The following is a 13491-nucleotide window of genomic DNA, read 5'->3' as shown; positions in this document are numbered from 1 at the left end:
CGTCGTCCCCGAAAGGAGACCGGCATGCCGCTCATCTACCTCGCCGTCGCCGCGCTCGTCATTGGATTCGAGCAACTCATCCAGTGGAAGTACGGGCCGATGGGCATCATCGCCTTTCTCGCCCTGTCCATCGGCATCAAGGCCAAGAACACCATGATCGGCGGCATCGGCGCGGTGATCCTCGTCATGTTGCTCGCCCAGTAGGCCTTCGCACGAGGGCCCCGGGGACCAGGTTCGGCTGGCCGGGCTCCCTTCCGGAGGGGAGCCGGGAGCCCGGTCAGTCTGCACAGTCACAACTTCACACCGACAACCGAATACCGTCCCGACCGCACAGCCACAACTGAACAGCTCGCTACGGATGAGCAGAGATGAGCAGATCAGCGGAGTCGTCGTCAGCAGCAAGGGAGGTCTCAGAACACGTCCGGGCACCACGGTCGCCTGGACGTACGCAGCAGGGCGTCGGCCAACCGGGCGGCGCCCGCTCGTTCTTCCCGGACCCGTCCCAGCGCGGCCAGCCGTACGGCGGACTCGTCGCCGAGCCAGAGCGCCGCCAGGTCGGCCACGTCGAGGGTGAGTTCGGCGGCGGCCGTGGTCGGCGCGCAGGACGCCCCGTCCGTGGACGCCTCCAGCCGGTAGCGGCCGCCGGTCAGTCCGGCGTCGTCCACGACCTCGATGACCAGGGTGCCCTGCCCCTCGTACGTCCGCGCCTCCAGAGCCCGTACGACATCCAGGATCCGCACCCACAGCCAGTCCGCGAGCGTCGTGACCCGTGCGGCGCGGGGGTCGGGGAAGAAGTGCGGCAGCAGGTCGTCGGGGGCTCGCCAGCCCGTCTTCACCGTGGTGATCCAGTCGATCGAGCAGAGGTAGCGCCACAGGGCGCGCTCGGCGGCCGGGGTCGAGGCGTCCAGCCAGTTGACGGTCGCCGTGTTGAGCGGCTGCTTGCCGTCGCCCCAGTGGTCGTCCGCCTTGTACGACACGAGCCCCTCGACCTCGCCGCCGGCCGAGCGGTACACGGCGAAGAACGGCTCGCTCCACGGCGACCGGTCCAGGCGCAGCACTCCCGTGACCACCTGCCACCAGCGCTCGTCCCGGTCGACGGCGCCGGGCTGGGCGCGGCGCACCCGCTCGAACAGCTCCGGGCCGAGCTTGCGGACGTCCGCGCCGTCCACGATGTCGATACGGCCGCCGTCCTCGGGGCCGGCCCAGCGCGGGTCCAGGCCGGTGCGCGGGACGTCGATCGTCCACTGGGCGGTGGAGGTGGCGGGGCCGAAGCCGTAGCGGCCGTAGATCGGGTACTCGGCGGCGATCAGCGTCGCCACGACGTCTCCGCGCTCCTTCGCCGCCGCGAGGTCGTGGGCCATCATGCGGGTGAGCAGGCCGCGACGGCGGTGGGTGGGCGTGACGGTGACGTTCGAGATGGCGTCCGCCGGGACGGTCGCGCCGCCCACGGTGGTGAGCTCCTGGGCGAAGGAGCGGAAGGTGGCGACGCAGCGGCCGTTGTCGAAGGCGCCGAGGGTGCGGGCCGGGACGATGTACGACGCCCGGTCCGCGACCTCCGCCTCGGAGACGTCGGGGGTGCGCAGGAAGCCGGTGTTCAGGGCCCGGGTCCAGTCGGGGATGTCGGCCTCGCCGATCGGGCGGACGTCGATGTGGGGTTCGGGACGGCTCATGGGGCCACGGTAGGTGGGTGAGTGCGGGGGTGTCGCCGCCTTTTTCCCCGCCCCCACCACCGCCCGTAGCCGTCCCTGGCCGTCCCGGGCCGTACCCGAGGGCTACGTCAGCAGGTCGTCCACCTGCGCCTCGCCCTCGCGGTACCGCCGCGTGATCTCCGCCCCGCACTCGTCCGCCGTCCGCTGCAGGCTCTGGCGGCGGCCCGACACCTGCTGCTCGTAGCGGACGAGGCGGCCCATCGCCGTGGTCAGTTCGGCGTCCGTGCGGGCCGTCAGGTCGGAGAGTTCCACCTCGGCCAGCATCTCGGCCGCCAGCCGCCGGTACTCCTCGCTCTGCGGCGTGCCCAGCGTCACGTGGCGGGCCGAGGAGCGGTGGCGGGCGGGGGCGTCCGTGAGGATCTCCGGGAGGCGGTCCACGACCGACGCCGCGCCCGCCGGGGAGCGCCGCGCGAGCTCCGCCCGCAGGATGTCGATACGGCCCTGCAGCAGTCGCCGTACATAACTCAGGTCCGCCTCGTCACTCTGGGCGTCCCGCCGCAGGGTGCGCAGTTCGGGCAGACTGAGCACGGTCAGGTCCTGCTCGGGCGGCTCCACGGGCAGCGGCGCGTGCGGCCCCGGGCCGGGATCCTCGGCGGTGCGCTGCGTGGGCGGCCTGAAGCCGTCCAGGCCCGTATGCGTCAACACGACAGCCCCGGGAGGCTGCTCCGTACTCGGTGTGCTCATGTGCCTCTACCGTCCCCTCGACCGGCGCGTGGAAGCATGGTGCCATCCCAAGTGGCCGCTATGTGACCGAGTGCCCATGAACAGCCCCAGATGGGGGGTTAAGGATCAATAAAGAAGCCCCTTATGAGGCACCTGCGGCACACCTGTGTCCACACGGCATGATGGCGGCATGCGAGCAGTGGTGCAGAGGGTGGACAGCGCGAGTGTCGTCGTGGACGGCGAGACGGTCGGGGAGATCACCGGCGAGGGACTGTGCGTCCTCGTCGGCGTGACCCACGAGGACACCAAGGAGAAGGCGGCCCAACTCGCCCGCAAGCTCTGGTCGATCCGCATGCTGGACGACGAGAAGTCGTGCAGCGACATCGCCGCCCCGCTCCTCGTCATCAGCCAGTTCACCCTCTACGGCGACGCGCGCAAGGGCCGCCGGCCCACCTGGAACGCCGCCGCCCCCGGTGACGTCGCCGAGCCGCTCGTCGACGAGGTCGTCGCCCAACTGCGCGCCCTGGGCGCCACGGTGGCCACGGGCCGGTTCGGCGCCAAGATGCGCGTGTCCCTGACGAACGACGGGCCGTTCACGGTCCTCGTCGAGATCTAACACGCCGTACGGCCCGCCGACGGGCTACGGCTGCACGACCGCTTCCTGCGCCGCCGCCGTGTCCCCCGCCACCAGCCGCGCGTCCACCGGCACGTTCCGCTTGACCAGCGCCAGCGCGACCGGGCCCAGCTCGTGGTGGCGTACGGACGTCGTGATGAAGCCGATCTTGCGGCCGTCGGGGTCCTCGTCGGCCAGCCGGATCTCGGTGCCGGGCGTCGGCAGATGCACCTCGCTGCCGTCCAGGTGCAGGAAGACCAGGCGGCGCGGGGGCTTGCCGAGGTTCTGGACCCGGGCGACCGTCTCCTGGCCGCGGTAGCAGCCCTTCTGCAGATGCACCGCGGTACCGATCCAGCCCAGCTCGTGCGGGATGGTGCGGTGGTCCGTCTCGAAGCCGAGGCGCGGGCGGTGCTGCTCGACGCGCAGCGCCTCGTGGGCGAGGATGCCGGCCGGCGGGCCCGCCTTCTCCGCGTACGACTCCAGGTCGGCGCGCGGGAGGAACAGGTCACGGCCGTACGCCGTCTCGCGTACGACGACGCCCTCCGGCACCTCCGCGATCGAGCCCGCGGGCAGGTGCACGACGGCGAAGTCGGCCGTCCGGTCGGCGACTTCCACCCGGTAGAAGAACTTCATCGACTCCAGGTACGCGATCAGCGCCTCCTGGGTGCCGGGCTCGACATGGGCCCAGACGGTCGTTCCGTCGTCGACCAGATACAGCGCGTGTTCGATGTGGCCGTGCGCCGAGAGGATCAGCGCCTCGGTGGCCTCGCCCGTCGGCAGCTCGCTGACGTGCTGGGTGAGCAGCAGATGCAGCCAGCTCAGCCGGTCGTCGCCGGTGACGGCGACGACTCCGCGGTGCGACAGGTCGACGAAACCGGTGCCGTCGGCGAGGGCGCGCTGCTCGCGGAACAGATCGCCGTAGTGGGCGGCGACGCCTTCGTCCACGCCCTCGGCGGGCACGGCGCCGGGCAGGGTCAGCAGGGGGCTCTTCATGAGGCAAGCCTACGACGTGGTAGTTGAACCCTTCAGGGAACAGTCCTTGCAGCGGCCGAAGATCGCGAAGTGCTTCATGTCGGTGTCGAAACCGAACTGCTCGCGCAGCTTGGCCGTGAAGTCCGCCGCCACCGCCACGTCCGCCTCGATGACGTTCTCGCAGTCCCGGCACACGAGGTGCAGATGATGGTGGCGGTCGGCGAGGTGGTAGGTCGGAGCGCCGTGGCCGAGGTGGGCGTGGCTGACCAGGCCCAGCTCCTCCAGCAGCTCCAGCGTGCGGTAGACGGTGGAGATGTTGACCCCCGACGCCGTCTTCCTCACCTCACCGAGGATGTCGTCGGGGGTCGCGTGCTCAAGGGTGTCCACGGCTTCGAGCACGAGTTGCCGCTGCGGCGTCAGCCGGTAGCCGCGCTGCCTGAGGTCGCTCTTCCAGTCGGTGCTCACCACACCGACGAGTCTAGGTCTACTTGAAGAAGGCGATGCCGTCGTCGGGCATGTCGTCGGGAAGGGCCTTGGCCCAGCGCTCGACCTCTTCCGGGGTGACGACCTTCTTCAGGTGGGCCGACATGTAGGGGCGCAGCTCGACCTCGGGGGTCTGCTTCTCGCCGACCCACATCAGGTCGCTCTTGACGTAGCCGTACAGCCGCTTGCCGCCGCTGTACGGGCCGGAGGCGGCCGTGCGGGCCACGGCGTCCGTGACCAGGTCGATCTGCGGCTTCTTCTCGGCCATCTCGCCGTACCAGATCTCGACGACACCGTCGTCGCGGACCATGGTCACCTCGACCTTGCGGTCGGCGTCGATGCGCCAGAAGCCGTGCTCGGACTCCAGGGGCCGGACCTTGTTCCCCTCGTTGTCCAGCACCCAGGTGTGGGACTGGTACTCCAGGAAGTCCCGGCCGTCGTGGGTGAAGGTGACCTCCTGCCCGAAGTTGCACTTCTCGGAGCCGGGGAAGTCGTGTACGCCCGCGCCCGCCCAGTTGCCGAGCAGGAAGGCGAGGGGGACGAGGTCCTTGTGGAGGTCGGACGGGATCTCGATCATGAGCTTGGTTTCCTGGGTATGGGTCAGCGCTGGCCCTGGTACAGCTTCTTCACGGCCAGCCCGGCGAAGGCGAGGACGCCGACGCAGACCAGGACCAGCAGGGTTTCGAAGAAGATCTCCACGGGGTGCTCCTCGATTGAGCGGAGGTTGAGCGGTACGTACAAGGGCCGGGCCCCAGCTTACGCGGCCGAGGGCCGGCCCTCCCTGTGAGGTACGCCCTCGGGTCGGCCCGGCGGCGCGCCGGGAGACCTGTCTACGATTCCGCCATGGCGAAGAAGCTGGTGATCAAGATGACGGCGGGGGCGGACGCCCCCGAACGCTGCTCACAGGCCTTCACGGTCGCGGCCGTGGCCGTGGCGAGCGGGGTCGAGGTCTCCGTATGGCTGACCGGCGAGTCCGCCTGGTTCGCCCTGCCGGGCCGGGCCGCCGAGTTCGAACTCCCGCACGCCGCCCCGCTCCCCGACCTGATCGACTCGGTCCTCGCGGGCGGCCGGCTCACCCTGTGCACCCAGTGCGCGGCCCGTCGGGACATCACGGAGAAGGACGTCATCGAGGGCGTGCGCATCGCGGGCGCACAGGTCTTCGTGCACGAGGCGATGGAGGACGGGACGCAGGCGCTCGTCTACTGATACGACCGCTACGGGTGGGGGCGTTTCTTGCCGTCCAGCTCGTCCCACCACTCGTCGGACTGCGGATCGCCGGAGGGATCGTCCCACCAGCGGTCCTCCGGCCCCCGCCGGTTCGCGACCATCGCTGCGAGCGGCGGTATCACCATGGCGACCACACACATGGCCACGGCCGCCGGAATCGACCAGAGGCGTACGACGCCCCAGGCCAGGACGAAGAGCGCGATGCACGTCCCCATCATGGCGAAGTACAGGTGACGTCGCCGTGCGTACATAGGTCCAGGGTAGGTCCGGGCCGGCGGATGAGCGCGATCTCGACGGGCCCGGCGCCGGGCGCATGGAGCCAGCGCTCCGCAGCCGACCGACGGAGTCCGGCGCAGCGACCCGCAGCCTGCGAAGCAGCGTCAGGAAGGGGCCAGGTGACGTCGCCGTGCGTACCTACGTCCAGGGCAGGTCCGGGCCGGCGGACTAGCGCGATCTCGACGGAGCCGGCGCCCGGCGCATGGAGACAGCGCCCTGCACCCACCAACGGAGTCCGCGCAGCGGCCCCGCAGCCTGCGAAGCAGCGTCAGGAGGGGCCAGGTGACGCGCCGGGACTGTGTGCGTCCTGGGTAGGCCCAGTCGCCGCGCACGCATGCCGAAGGGCCGCATCCCCGGCGTCCAACCCTTGGGATGCGGCCCTTCAGGACCCGAGTCGCGTCAGACCGCGATGGCCACCTCGGCCAGGCCGCCCTGCTGGGCGACGACCGTGCGGTCGGCGGTGCCGCCGGGGACCAGGGCGCGTACGGTCCAGGTGCCCTCGGCCGCGTAGAAGCGGAACTGGCCCGTGGCGGAGGTGGGGACCTCCGCGGTGAACTCGCCGGTCGAGTCCAGCAGGCGGACGTAGCCCGTCACCGGCTCGCCGTCGCGGGTCACCTGGCCCTGGATCGTGGTCTCACCGGGCTTGATCGTCGAGGCGTCGGGGCCGCCGGCCTTCGCTCCACACATGTCTTTCTCCAGATAGGGGTCTGACCGGAAGGAAGGCCGGTCGGGTTTGCTTGCGGGGCTGGGTTACTTGTTGGCGCCGAGCTCGATCGGGACGCCGACGAGGCTGCCGTACTCGGTCCAGGAGCCGTCGTAGTTCTTGACGTTCTCCACGCCGAGCAGCTCGTGCAGCACGAACCAGGTCAGCGCGGAGCGCTCACCGATACGGCAGTAGGCGATGGTGTCCTTCGCCAGGTCGACCTGCTCCTCGGCGTAGAGCTCCTTGAGCTCGTCGTCCGACTTGAAGGTGCCGTCGTCGTTGGCGTTCTTCGACCACGGGATGTTGCGGGCGCTCGGGACGTGGCCCGGGCGCTGCGACTGCTCCTGCGGCAGGTGGGCCGGGGCGAGCAGCTTGCCGGAGAACTCGTCGGGCGAACGGACGTCGACCAGGTTCTGCGAACCGATGGCCGCCACGACGTCGTCGCGGAAGGCGCGGATGGCGGTGTTCTGCGGCTTGGCCTTGTAGACGGTCTCGGCGCGCTCCGGGACCTCCTCGACCAGCTCGCGGGCGTCCAGCTCCCACTTCTTGCGGCCGCCGTCGAGAAGCTTGACGTTCTCGTGGCCGTAGAGCTTGAAGTACCAGTAGGCGTAGGACGCGAACCAGTTGTTGTTGCCGCCGTAGAGGATCACCAGCGTGTCGTTGGCGATGCCCTTCGCCGACAGGAGCTTCTCGAAGCCCTCCTGGTCGATGAAGTCACGGCGGACCGGGTCCTGCAGGTCCTTCGTCCAGTCGATGCGGATCGCGTTCTTGATGTGGTTCTTCTCGTAGGCGGACGTGTCTTCGTCCACCTCCACGATCGCGATACCGGGGTTGTCCAGGTTCTCCTGGACCCAGTCGGCGTCGACGAGGACGTCGCTGCGGCTCATGCTCTTCTCTCCTCCGGGGCAGTTGCGGCGGGGCGTACGAGTGCGAGGGGGTGCGCGGGCTCGTGCCGAGACGGCGCACCTGTGCCCTGGTCAGGGCAGGGGGAAACGCAGAAGTCGGAGCTTCCGCTCAGAAGGGGCGACAGAGCATGGCGGCAACGCGGCAGAGGTCTACTGCCCGCCGCTTCGTGAGATCCGCCTGTCGCTTCATGGCCTCGATCGTAGGGAGCGACAGGCAGGCGTGTCACCGGTGTGTCGCATCCTGAGACGCGATCGTCCGCAATGTGGGAAGGTGAGGCCCTCGAGGCCGCCGCCGCACGGCTTCCGGAGACATGCGTCTCCCGGCCCATCTACGGTACGGACGACGCCGTCTCGCCAATTGGACGCCGTACGTTCACCGCCCCGGGACTTGGTACGTCCGCCGCCCGCCGCCGTACTACCCGGCGAGGCGGACGTTCGAACCCCGCACCGTGATCTCGACGCCGTCCTTGGCCGCCTGGACGCTGTCGAGCTGGATGCCGCCGGGCAGGCCGTCGATCTTCTGCTCGAAGTCGGTGATCGCGCGGGCGCGGTTCTCGGCGATGTCGGCGCCGCCGAAGCTGGGCAGGGTGTCGGCCTTCACGCGCACGGTGTCGCCCTGGGCGGTGACCGAGCTGAGGACGTAGACCGGGTTGGGCAGCTTGGTGCCGAGGACGGTGGCCTCGACGGCGACCTTGATCTTGCCGTCGCCGCCGTCGGCGAGGCCGACGACGTTCGCGGTGACGCCGGGGGCGACCTGGGTGGGCTCGGACTTGGCCGTCTTCAGCAGCTCGGCGTAGGTGACGGACGCGGTGCCGGTGGCGCTGGCCGCGGTGGCGGAGCTGTAGTCGCCGGAGAACTCGACGCCCTTCATGTTCGCCTTGAGGTCGTCGATCCGGATCGTCTTGCCCTCGGCGCCGGCCGTGGCCTCGTAGTCCTTGATGCCGACCTCGACGTCGTCGAGCGTGCCGCTCGCGACCTGGGTGAGGAACGGGAAGCCCTTGATGGACACGTCGGGGGCGGCGGCGAGGTTCTCGGTCGCCTGGAGCTTCCCGGCCGCCTCGTCCTCGGCGAACCCGACGGCGAGCCGGTCGGCCAGCACGAAGAGGCCGCCCAGGATCACGACGACTATCAGCAGTATCCGCAGGGCGCGCATGTTGTGGTGTTCCCCCCACCTGAACGGTCATCAACGACGACGGTCACCGACGACCGGGTGGCCGTCCCAGCGCGAGCGTAACCCTGGGACGGCGGACGACCGGGACATTGTCGATCATCTGTGACAGGCGGGGCCTCGGCGCCTGAGGTCTGCCAGGCCACGCGGAGCAGGCGGGGATCTGCCGAGCAGGCCCCGCCCCGGCCCTTAGAACTAGATCAGCGCCCGCCCCAGCACATAGACCACCGGCGCCGCGGCGGCCAGTGGCAGGGCGACGCCTGCGGTGAAGTGGACGAAGCGTGACGGGTAGTCGTAGCTGGCCACCCGGTGCCCGATCAGCGCGCACACCGCCGCGCCTCCGCCGAGCAGGGCCCCGCCGGACCCCATGTCGGTGATCGCGCCGACCACGGCGCCCGCGCCCACGCCCGCGAGCAGCGCCACGGCCATGGACGCCGGCGTGGGCAGCGGCAACGCGCGCACCACGATCGCGACGGCGACCGCCGCCGCGCCGACGGTCACCGCGTCCGCCTCCGCCGCGAGGTACCCGGACGCCACGATCGCGAGGGCCGCCGAGGCCACCGTCGCCATCAGGCCGTACATCCGCTCGTCCGGATCGGCGTGCGAGCGCAGCTGGAGGACCAGCGTCAGCAGCACCCAGACCCCCAGCGTGCCGAGGATCGCCGCCGGCGCGCGGTCGGCCACGAACAGCGCGACGTCCGCCGTGAGCGCCCCCGCGAAGGCCAGGGCGATGCCCTGCCGGGCGGGCCACATGCCGTTCAGCCGGAACCAGCCGGCCGCCGTCACCGCCTGCAGCGCCACGAGGGGGACGAGAAGGGCGTACGACCCGACGGCCGCCGTCGCCGAGAGCAGCAGCCCCAGCAGCGCCGTGAGTCCGGCCGGCTGGATGCCCGGCTCGATGATCGGGGAACGGCCCTCCTGGCGCGCCCGCTGGGCGTCGGTGACCCGGGAGTTCCCCGCGAGGGTCGCGGGGCCGTAGCCCTGCTCGTCGTCCGCGTCCGTGTCGGGCTGGGGCGGCTGGGCCTGCGGCGGCTGTGGCTGGGGCTGGGCGTGGGCCTGAGGCGCGGCCTGCCAACCGCCGCCCGTCTGATAGCCGGACTGCTGCTGGTATGCCGACGCCTGCTGGTGCCCGGACGACTGGGCGCCCCAACCGCCCTGCGGCGGCAGATAAGCCGTCTCCTCGGCCGAGGCCGAGGCCGGGGCCGGGGCCGTGGCCGAGGGCTGCGCAGGAGTCACGGGCTGGTGCACCTGGGTCTCCCAGGTCTGCCCCTGCCACTCCTGCGTGTACTGCTGGGCGGCGTGCGGATCGTCGTACGCCTGCTGCTGCGCGGGCCACCCCTGCGGCGCGGGCTCCTGCTGATAGGGGTCGTACCCGTCGTACCCCTGATACGGCTGGTTGGTCATCTCACCCTCCTGCGAACGGCGGGAGCACCTCGACCGTGCCGCCGTCGGCCAGCCGTACCGTCTCATGTCCGCGGGTGCCCACGGGGTCACCGTCGATCAGGAACGAGCATCGCCGCAGGACGCGCGACAGTTCCCCGGGGTGTCGCGCACGCACCGCGTCGAGCGCCTCGGCGAGCGTGGCCGCGTCGTACGGCTCCTCGGCGACCCCGGCGGCGGCCTTCGCGGCAGCCCAGTAGCGCACCGTGACCTTTGCCATCTGGTTCCTCAATCGATTGACGTGATCACCGCCAGGACGCCGGCAGGCAAGGGGCGGTGAGCATCGCCCAGGCTAGCCCGCCCTGCGGACGGCCCAGTCCCCGATCCGGGCCAGCAGGTCCTCGGAGGCCGCGTGCTCGGCGTGCCCCATGCCGGGCTCCAGCCAGAGTTCACCGTGGTCACCGGCGGCGTCCGCCAGCATGCGGGGGTGGTCCAGGGGGAAGTAGCCGTCGAGATCGCCGTGCACGATCAGCAGCGGCGTGGGCGCGATCCTCGGGACGGCCTGCACCGGGGAGATCGGCACCGGGTCCCAGCCCCGGTGATGGATCCGGGTCCGGAACCCGTAGCGGCCCACCAGGCGGCCCTCGGGCCGGGTCACCAGCCAGTGCAGCCGGCGCATCCGGGGCGTGCCCCGGTAGTACCAGCGCGCCGGGGCGCTGACCGACACCACGGCGTCCGTGTGCGCCCCGGCGGCCTGCCCCGTCCCTTCCTGTCCGGCAGCGCCCTCCTTCTCGCCGTAGAGCGCCGCGTGCCGCAGCACCACCGAGCCGCCCATGGAGAAGCCGACGGTCACCACGCGCGTGTGCCCCAGTTCGCGGGCCCAGCGCACCGCGGCCGCCAGGTCGAGCACCTCGCGGTCCCCGACCGTGGAGCGCCCGCCGGACGCGCCGTGGCCCCTGAAGGAGAAGGTGACGACGGCCGCGTGCCGCTTGAGGGCCGCCACCACCCTTCGTACGTGCGGCCGGTCCACATCGCCCGTGAAGCCGTGGGCGACGACGAACGCGAGGTCACCGGCGGATGGACGGGAGGCGTCGTATACGACCGAGCCCGGGTCGTATACGGAATCGATGGCCACACCGTCGTCGGTAGCCAGAATCGTCCGCAAAGGTGCACGTCTGACCGTCTCAGAGTTCGGACGAACCGTCGATCGTGCCACATGACCTGCCGTGCCAGCGCCCATGTCGGCTATTCTGCTGGACAGAGGACTCGGGCAGCGTAGCCCCCGGGTCCTTTTGTGCTTTCGGAAGCGTTGTATACGAAGCGGGAAACTCCAGGTGACCGCAGGTGTACAGGCCCCCCGGGATCGCAGAGCAGGTGACGTACCCCACACGTCCTCGCAGGGACCGAGGAGGAACCAGACGTATGAGTTCACTGCTGCTCCTGACCAATGCCCTCCAGCCGTCGACGGAGGTGCTCCCGGCACTCGGCCTGCTGCTGCACAACGTGCGTGTGGCTCCGGCGGAGGGCCCCGCCCTCGTCGACACCCCGGGCGCCGACGTGATCCTCGTCGACGGCCGCCGTGATCTGCCCCAGGTGCGCAGCCTGTGTCAGCTGCTGCGGTCCACCGGTCCGGGCTGTCCGCTCGTCCTCGTCGTGACGGAGGGCGGCCTCGCGGCCGTCACCGCCGACTGGGGCATCGACGACGTGCTCCTCGACACCGCCGGTCCGGCGGAGGTGGAGGCGCGGCTGCGGCTCGCCATGGGCCGCCAGCAGATCGTCAACGACGACTCCCCCATGGAGATCCGCAACGGCGACCTGTCGGTCGACGAGGCGACGTACTCCGCCAAACTCAAGGGCCGGGTCCTCGACCTGACCTTCAAGGAGTTCGAGCTCCTGAAGTACCTCGCCCAGCACCCGGGCCGCGTCTTCACCCGCGCCCAGCTGCTGCAGGAGGTCTGGGGCTACGACTACTTCGGCGGCACCCGGACGGTCGACGTGCACGTACGGCGACTGCGCGCGAAGCTCGGCCCCGAGCACGAGTCGCTGATCGGGACCGTCCGGAACGTCGGTTATCGATTCGTTACGCCGGAGAAGGGCGACCGGTCCGGCGACGAGGCCAAGCCCAAGAGCGACCAGGCAAAGCCGGAGGATGTGGACGCAACGGCCGCCCTGGACGGCGCCGAGGTCTAGCGGCCGGCCGGGCAGGGCGCCACCGGCGTTGCGTTCGCACAGCCGGGTGAAGGCCGGGGCACAGGGAACCTCCTTCACGCCCTGCCCAGAGCGGGTCCATCCGCGTAGACTCCGCGCGTGGCCAAGGTGACTCGCGATGACGTCGCGCGACTGGCAGGGACTTCCACTGCCGTTGTCAGCTACGTCATCAACAACGGACCCCGGCCGGTCGCCCCGGCCACGCGCGAGCGTGTACTCGCCGCGATCAAGGAACTGGGGTACCGGCCCGACCGGGTCGCCCAGGCCATGGCGTCGCGGCGCACGGATCTCATAGGCCTGATCGTCCCGGACGCCCGCCAGCCCTTCTTCGGGGAGATGGCGCACGCGGTCGAGTGGGCCGCCGCCGAGCGCGGAAAGATGGTTCTCGTCGGCAACTCCGACTACGTCGGCGAGCGCGAGGTGCACTATCTGCGCGCCTTCCTCGGCATGCGCGTCTCGGGCCTGATCCTCGTCTCCCACGCGCTGAACGACCTGGCCGCCGCCGAGATCGAGGCGTGGGACGCCCGGGTCGTCCTGCTCCACGAGCGCCCGGAGGCCATCGACGACGTCGCCGTCGTCACCGACGACCTCGGCGGCGCCCAGCTCGCCGTACGCCACCTCCTGGAGCACGGCTACGAGTACGTCGCCTGTATGGGCGGCACCGCGGAGACCCCGGCGGTCGGCGACCCGGTCTCCGACCACGTCGAGGGCTGGCGGCGCGCCATGGCCGAGGCGCGGATCCCCACCGAGGGGCGGCTCTTCGAGGCGCCGTACAACCGCTACGACGCGTACCGCATAGCGCTCGAGGTGCTCGCCGGACCGCAACGCCCGCCGGCGATCTTCTGCTCCACCGACGACCAGGCCATCGGTGTGCTGCGCGCGGCGCGCGAGCTGCGGATCGATGTGCCGGGGGAGCTGGCGGTCGCCGGGTTCGACGACATCAAGGAAGCGGCGCTGGCGGATCCTCCGCTCACCACCGTCGCCTCGGACCGGTCCGCCATGGCCCGGGCCGCCGTGGACCTGGTGCTGGACGACGGGTTGCGGGTCGCGGGGTCGCGGCGGGAGCGGCTGAAGGTGTTTCCGTCGCGGCTCGTCGCCCGACGGTCGTGCGGGTGCGCCTGACGGTCGTGACGGAGCTTCTCTGAGCGTTCCCTGAGAGGGGCCGGCGCTCTGCCAGAGGCGTC

Annotated in this window: 18 protein-coding genes; 5 read left to right on the top strand and 13 right to left on the bottom strand. The window is 70.9% G+C overall.

All coding sequences use genetic code 11. The features are described 5' to 3' along the window. The first annotated feature begins 24 nt into the window (after positions 1-24). The gene (locus ACIRD7_RS23990) at positions 25-204 is read left to right on the top strand and encodes a hypothetical protein (RefSeq protein WP_403456552.1); all 180 of its coding nucleotides are present in this window, start codon (positions 25-27) and stop codon (positions 202-204) included. A gap of 206 nt (positions 205-410) precedes the next feature. Here the strand turns inward: ACIRD7_RS23990 and ACIRD7_RS23985 are convergent, their stop codons facing one another. Next, on the bottom strand, positions 411-1670 hold the full coding sequence (locus ACIRD7_RS23985; protein ID WP_403456550.1) for a GNAT family N-acetyltransferase: 1260 nt from the start codon (positions 1668-1670) through the stop codon (positions 411-413). Between the two features lie 102 nt (positions 1671-1772). Further along, entirely contained in the window at positions 1773-2393 is a 621-nt protein-coding gene (locus tag ACIRD7_RS23980) for an aerial mycelium formation protein (RefSeq protein ID WP_403456548.1), read from the bottom strand. Between the two features lie 169 nt (positions 2394-2562). Between ACIRD7_RS23980 and dtd the strand changes: the two genes are divergently transcribed. Next, complete coding sequence (dtd, locus tag ACIRD7_RS23975) at positions 2563-2988, top strand: D-aminoacyl-tRNA deacylase (RefSeq protein WP_403456545.1); 426 nt, start codon at positions 2563-2565, stop codon at positions 2986-2988. Positions 2989-3012: 24 nt separating this feature from the next. Here the strand turns inward: dtd and ACIRD7_RS23970 are convergent, their stop codons facing one another. Genes ACIRD7_RS23970 through ACIRD7_RS23960 form a run of 3 tightly spaced genes read right to left on the bottom strand, consistent with a single transcriptional unit; the run spans position 3013 to position 5017 of the window. Continuing rightward, positions 3013-3978, bottom strand: coding sequence for a YgfZ/GcvT domain-containing protein (locus tag ACIRD7_RS23970; RefSeq protein WP_403456542.1), 966 nt, complete (start codon positions 3976-3978; stop codon positions 3013-3015). Positions 3979-3987: 9 nt separating this feature from the next. Then, complete coding sequence (locus ACIRD7_RS23965; RefSeq protein ID WP_403456539.1) at positions 3988-4425, bottom strand: Fur family transcriptional regulator; 438 nt, start codon at positions 4423-4425, stop codon at positions 3988-3990. Between the two features lie 16 nt (positions 4426-4441). Then, the gene (locus ACIRD7_RS23960) at positions 4442-5017 is read right to left on the bottom strand and encodes an FABP family protein (protein WP_403456536.1); all 576 of its coding nucleotides are present in this window, start codon (positions 5015-5017) and stop codon (positions 4442-4444) included. Positions 5018-5283: 266 nt separating this feature from the next. Between ACIRD7_RS23960 and ACIRD7_RS23955 the strand changes: the two genes are divergently transcribed. Then, positions 5284-5646: a DsrE family protein gene (locus ACIRD7_RS23955; protein WP_403456535.1), complete on the top strand. Its 363-nt coding sequence runs from the start codon at positions 5284-5286 to the stop codon at positions 5644-5646. 8 nt (positions 5647-5654) lie between these two features. Here ACIRD7_RS23955 and ACIRD7_RS23950 read toward each other — a convergent pair whose 3' ends face one another. The 8 genes from ACIRD7_RS23950 to ACIRD7_RS23915 form a co-directional block, all read right to left on the bottom strand. Then, on the bottom strand, positions 5655-5918 hold the full coding sequence (locus ACIRD7_RS23950; protein ID WP_403456532.1) for a DUF3099 domain-containing protein: 264 nt from the start codon (positions 5916-5918) through the stop codon (positions 5655-5657). A gap of 424 nt (positions 5919-6342) precedes the next feature. Then, positions 6343-6630 (bottom strand): DUF1416 domain-containing protein, encoded by a 288-nt coding sequence (locus ACIRD7_RS23945; protein ID WP_004986406.1) that lies wholly within the window; start codon positions 6628-6630, stop codon positions 6343-6345. A gap of 63 nt (positions 6631-6693) precedes the next feature. Beyond that, complete coding sequence (locus ACIRD7_RS23940) at positions 6694-7533, bottom strand: sulfurtransferase (RefSeq protein WP_403456530.1); 840 nt, start codon at positions 7531-7533, stop codon at positions 6694-6696. Between the two features lie 127 nt (positions 7534-7660). Beyond that, the gene (locus ACIRD7_RS23935) at positions 7661-7741 is read right to left on the bottom strand and encodes an Ms5788A family Cys-rich leader peptide (protein ID WP_350751515.1); all 81 of its coding nucleotides are present in this window, start codon (positions 7739-7741) and stop codon (positions 7661-7663) included. 225 nt (positions 7742-7966) lie between these two features. Further along, on the bottom strand, positions 7967-8704 hold the full coding sequence (locus tag ACIRD7_RS23930) for a DUF2993 domain-containing protein (RefSeq protein ID WP_403456528.1): 738 nt from the start codon (positions 8702-8704) through the stop codon (positions 7967-7969). Between the two features lie 210 nt (positions 8705-8914). Continuing rightward, complete coding sequence (locus ACIRD7_RS23925; RefSeq protein ID WP_403456526.1) at positions 8915-10123, bottom strand: hypothetical protein; 1209 nt, start codon at positions 10121-10123, stop codon at positions 8915-8917. 1 nt (position 10124) lies between these two features. Further along, a complete protein-coding gene (locus ACIRD7_RS23920) occupies positions 10125-10379 on the bottom strand; it encodes a MoaD/ThiS family protein (protein ID WP_403456524.1) in 255 nt (84 codons plus the stop codon). A gap of 72 nt (positions 10380-10451) precedes the next feature. Then, a complete protein-coding gene (locus tag ACIRD7_RS23915) occupies positions 10452-11339 on the bottom strand; it encodes an alpha/beta hydrolase family protein (RefSeq protein WP_403456522.1) in 888 nt (295 codons plus the stop codon). Positions 11340-11521: 182 nt separating this feature from the next. Between ACIRD7_RS23915 and ACIRD7_RS23910 the strand changes: the two genes are divergently transcribed. Together ACIRD7_RS23910 and ACIRD7_RS23905 are read left to right on the top strand one after the other, a co-directional pair. Further along, a complete protein-coding gene (locus tag ACIRD7_RS23910) occupies positions 11522-12289 on the top strand; it encodes a winged-helix domain-containing protein (RefSeq protein WP_403456521.1) in 768 nt (255 codons plus the stop codon). Positions 12290-12406: 117 nt separating this feature from the next. Next, on the top strand, positions 12407-13429 hold the full coding sequence (locus ACIRD7_RS23905) for a LacI family DNA-binding transcriptional regulator (protein WP_403456520.1): 1023 nt from the start codon (positions 12407-12409) through the stop codon (positions 13427-13429). The last annotated feature ends 62 nt before the right edge of the window (positions 13430-13491 follow it).

It is taken from the genome of Streptomyces sp. NPDC093568 (genome assembly GCF_044764945.1).
Classification (GTDB): domain Bacteria; phylum Actinomycetota; class Actinomycetes; order Streptomycetales; family Streptomycetaceae; genus Streptomyces.
This window is presented reverse-complemented; position numbering and strand designations above follow the sequence as displayed.

Coding starts and splice junctions, on each gene's coding strand:
- ACIRD7_RS23970 (WP_403456542.1), bottom strand. CDS start 3,978: ATGAAGAGCCCCCTGCTGACCCTGCCCGGCGCCGTGCCCGCCGAGGGC.
- ACIRD7_RS23950 (WP_403456532.1), bottom strand. CDS start 5,918: ATGTACGCACGGCGACGTCACCTGTACTTCGCCATGATGGGGACGTGC.
- ACIRD7_RS23980 (WP_403456548.1), bottom strand. CDS start 2,393: ATGAGCACACCGAGTACGGAGCAGCCTCCCGGGGCTGTCGTGTTGACG.
- ACIRD7_RS23960 (WP_403456536.1), bottom strand. CDS start 5,017: ATGATCGAGATCCCGTCCGACCTCCACAAGGACCTCGTCCCCCTCGCC.
- ACIRD7_RS23945 (WP_004986406.1), bottom strand. CDS start 6,630: ATGTGTGGAGCGAAGGCCGGCGGCCCCGACGCCTCGACGATCAAGCCC.
- ACIRD7_RS23985 (WP_403456550.1), bottom strand. CDS start 1,670: ATGAGCCGTCCCGAACCCCACATCGACGTCCGCCCGATCGGCGAGGCC.
- ACIRD7_RS23935 (WP_350751515.1), bottom strand. CDS start 7,741: ATGAAGCGACAGGCGGATCTCACGAAGCGGCGGGCAGTAGACCTCTGC.
- ACIRD7_RS23955 (WP_403456535.1), top strand. CDS start 5,284: ATGGCGAAGAAGCTGGTGATCAAGATGACGGCGGGGGCGGACGCCCCC.
- ACIRD7_RS23925 (WP_403456526.1), bottom strand. CDS start 10,123: ATGACCAACCAGCCGTATCAGGGGTACGACGGGTACGACCCCTATCAG.
- dtd (WP_403456545.1), top strand. CDS start 2,563: ATGCGAGCAGTGGTGCAGAGGGTGGACAGCGCGAGTGTCGTCGTGGAC.
- ACIRD7_RS23910 (WP_403456521.1), top strand. CDS start 11,522: ATGAGTTCACTGCTGCTCCTGACCAATGCCCTCCAGCCGTCGACGGAG.
- ACIRD7_RS23920 (WP_403456524.1), bottom strand. CDS start 10,379: ATGGCAAAGGTCACGGTGCGCTACTGGGCTGCCGCGAAGGCCGCCGCC.
- ACIRD7_RS23990 (WP_403456552.1), top strand. CDS start 25: ATGCCGCTCATCTACCTCGCCGTCGCCGCGCTCGTCATTGGATTCGAG.
- ACIRD7_RS23915 (WP_403456522.1), bottom strand. CDS start 11,339: ATGGGCGCTGGCACGGCAGGTCATGTGGCACGATCGACGGTTCGTCCG.
- ACIRD7_RS23940 (WP_403456530.1), bottom strand. CDS start 7,533: ATGAGCCGCAGCGACGTCCTCGTCGACGCCGACTGGGTCCAGGAGAAC.
- ACIRD7_RS23930 (WP_403456528.1), bottom strand. CDS start 8,704: ATGCGCGCCCTGCGGATACTGCTGATAGTCGTCGTGATCCTGGGCGGC.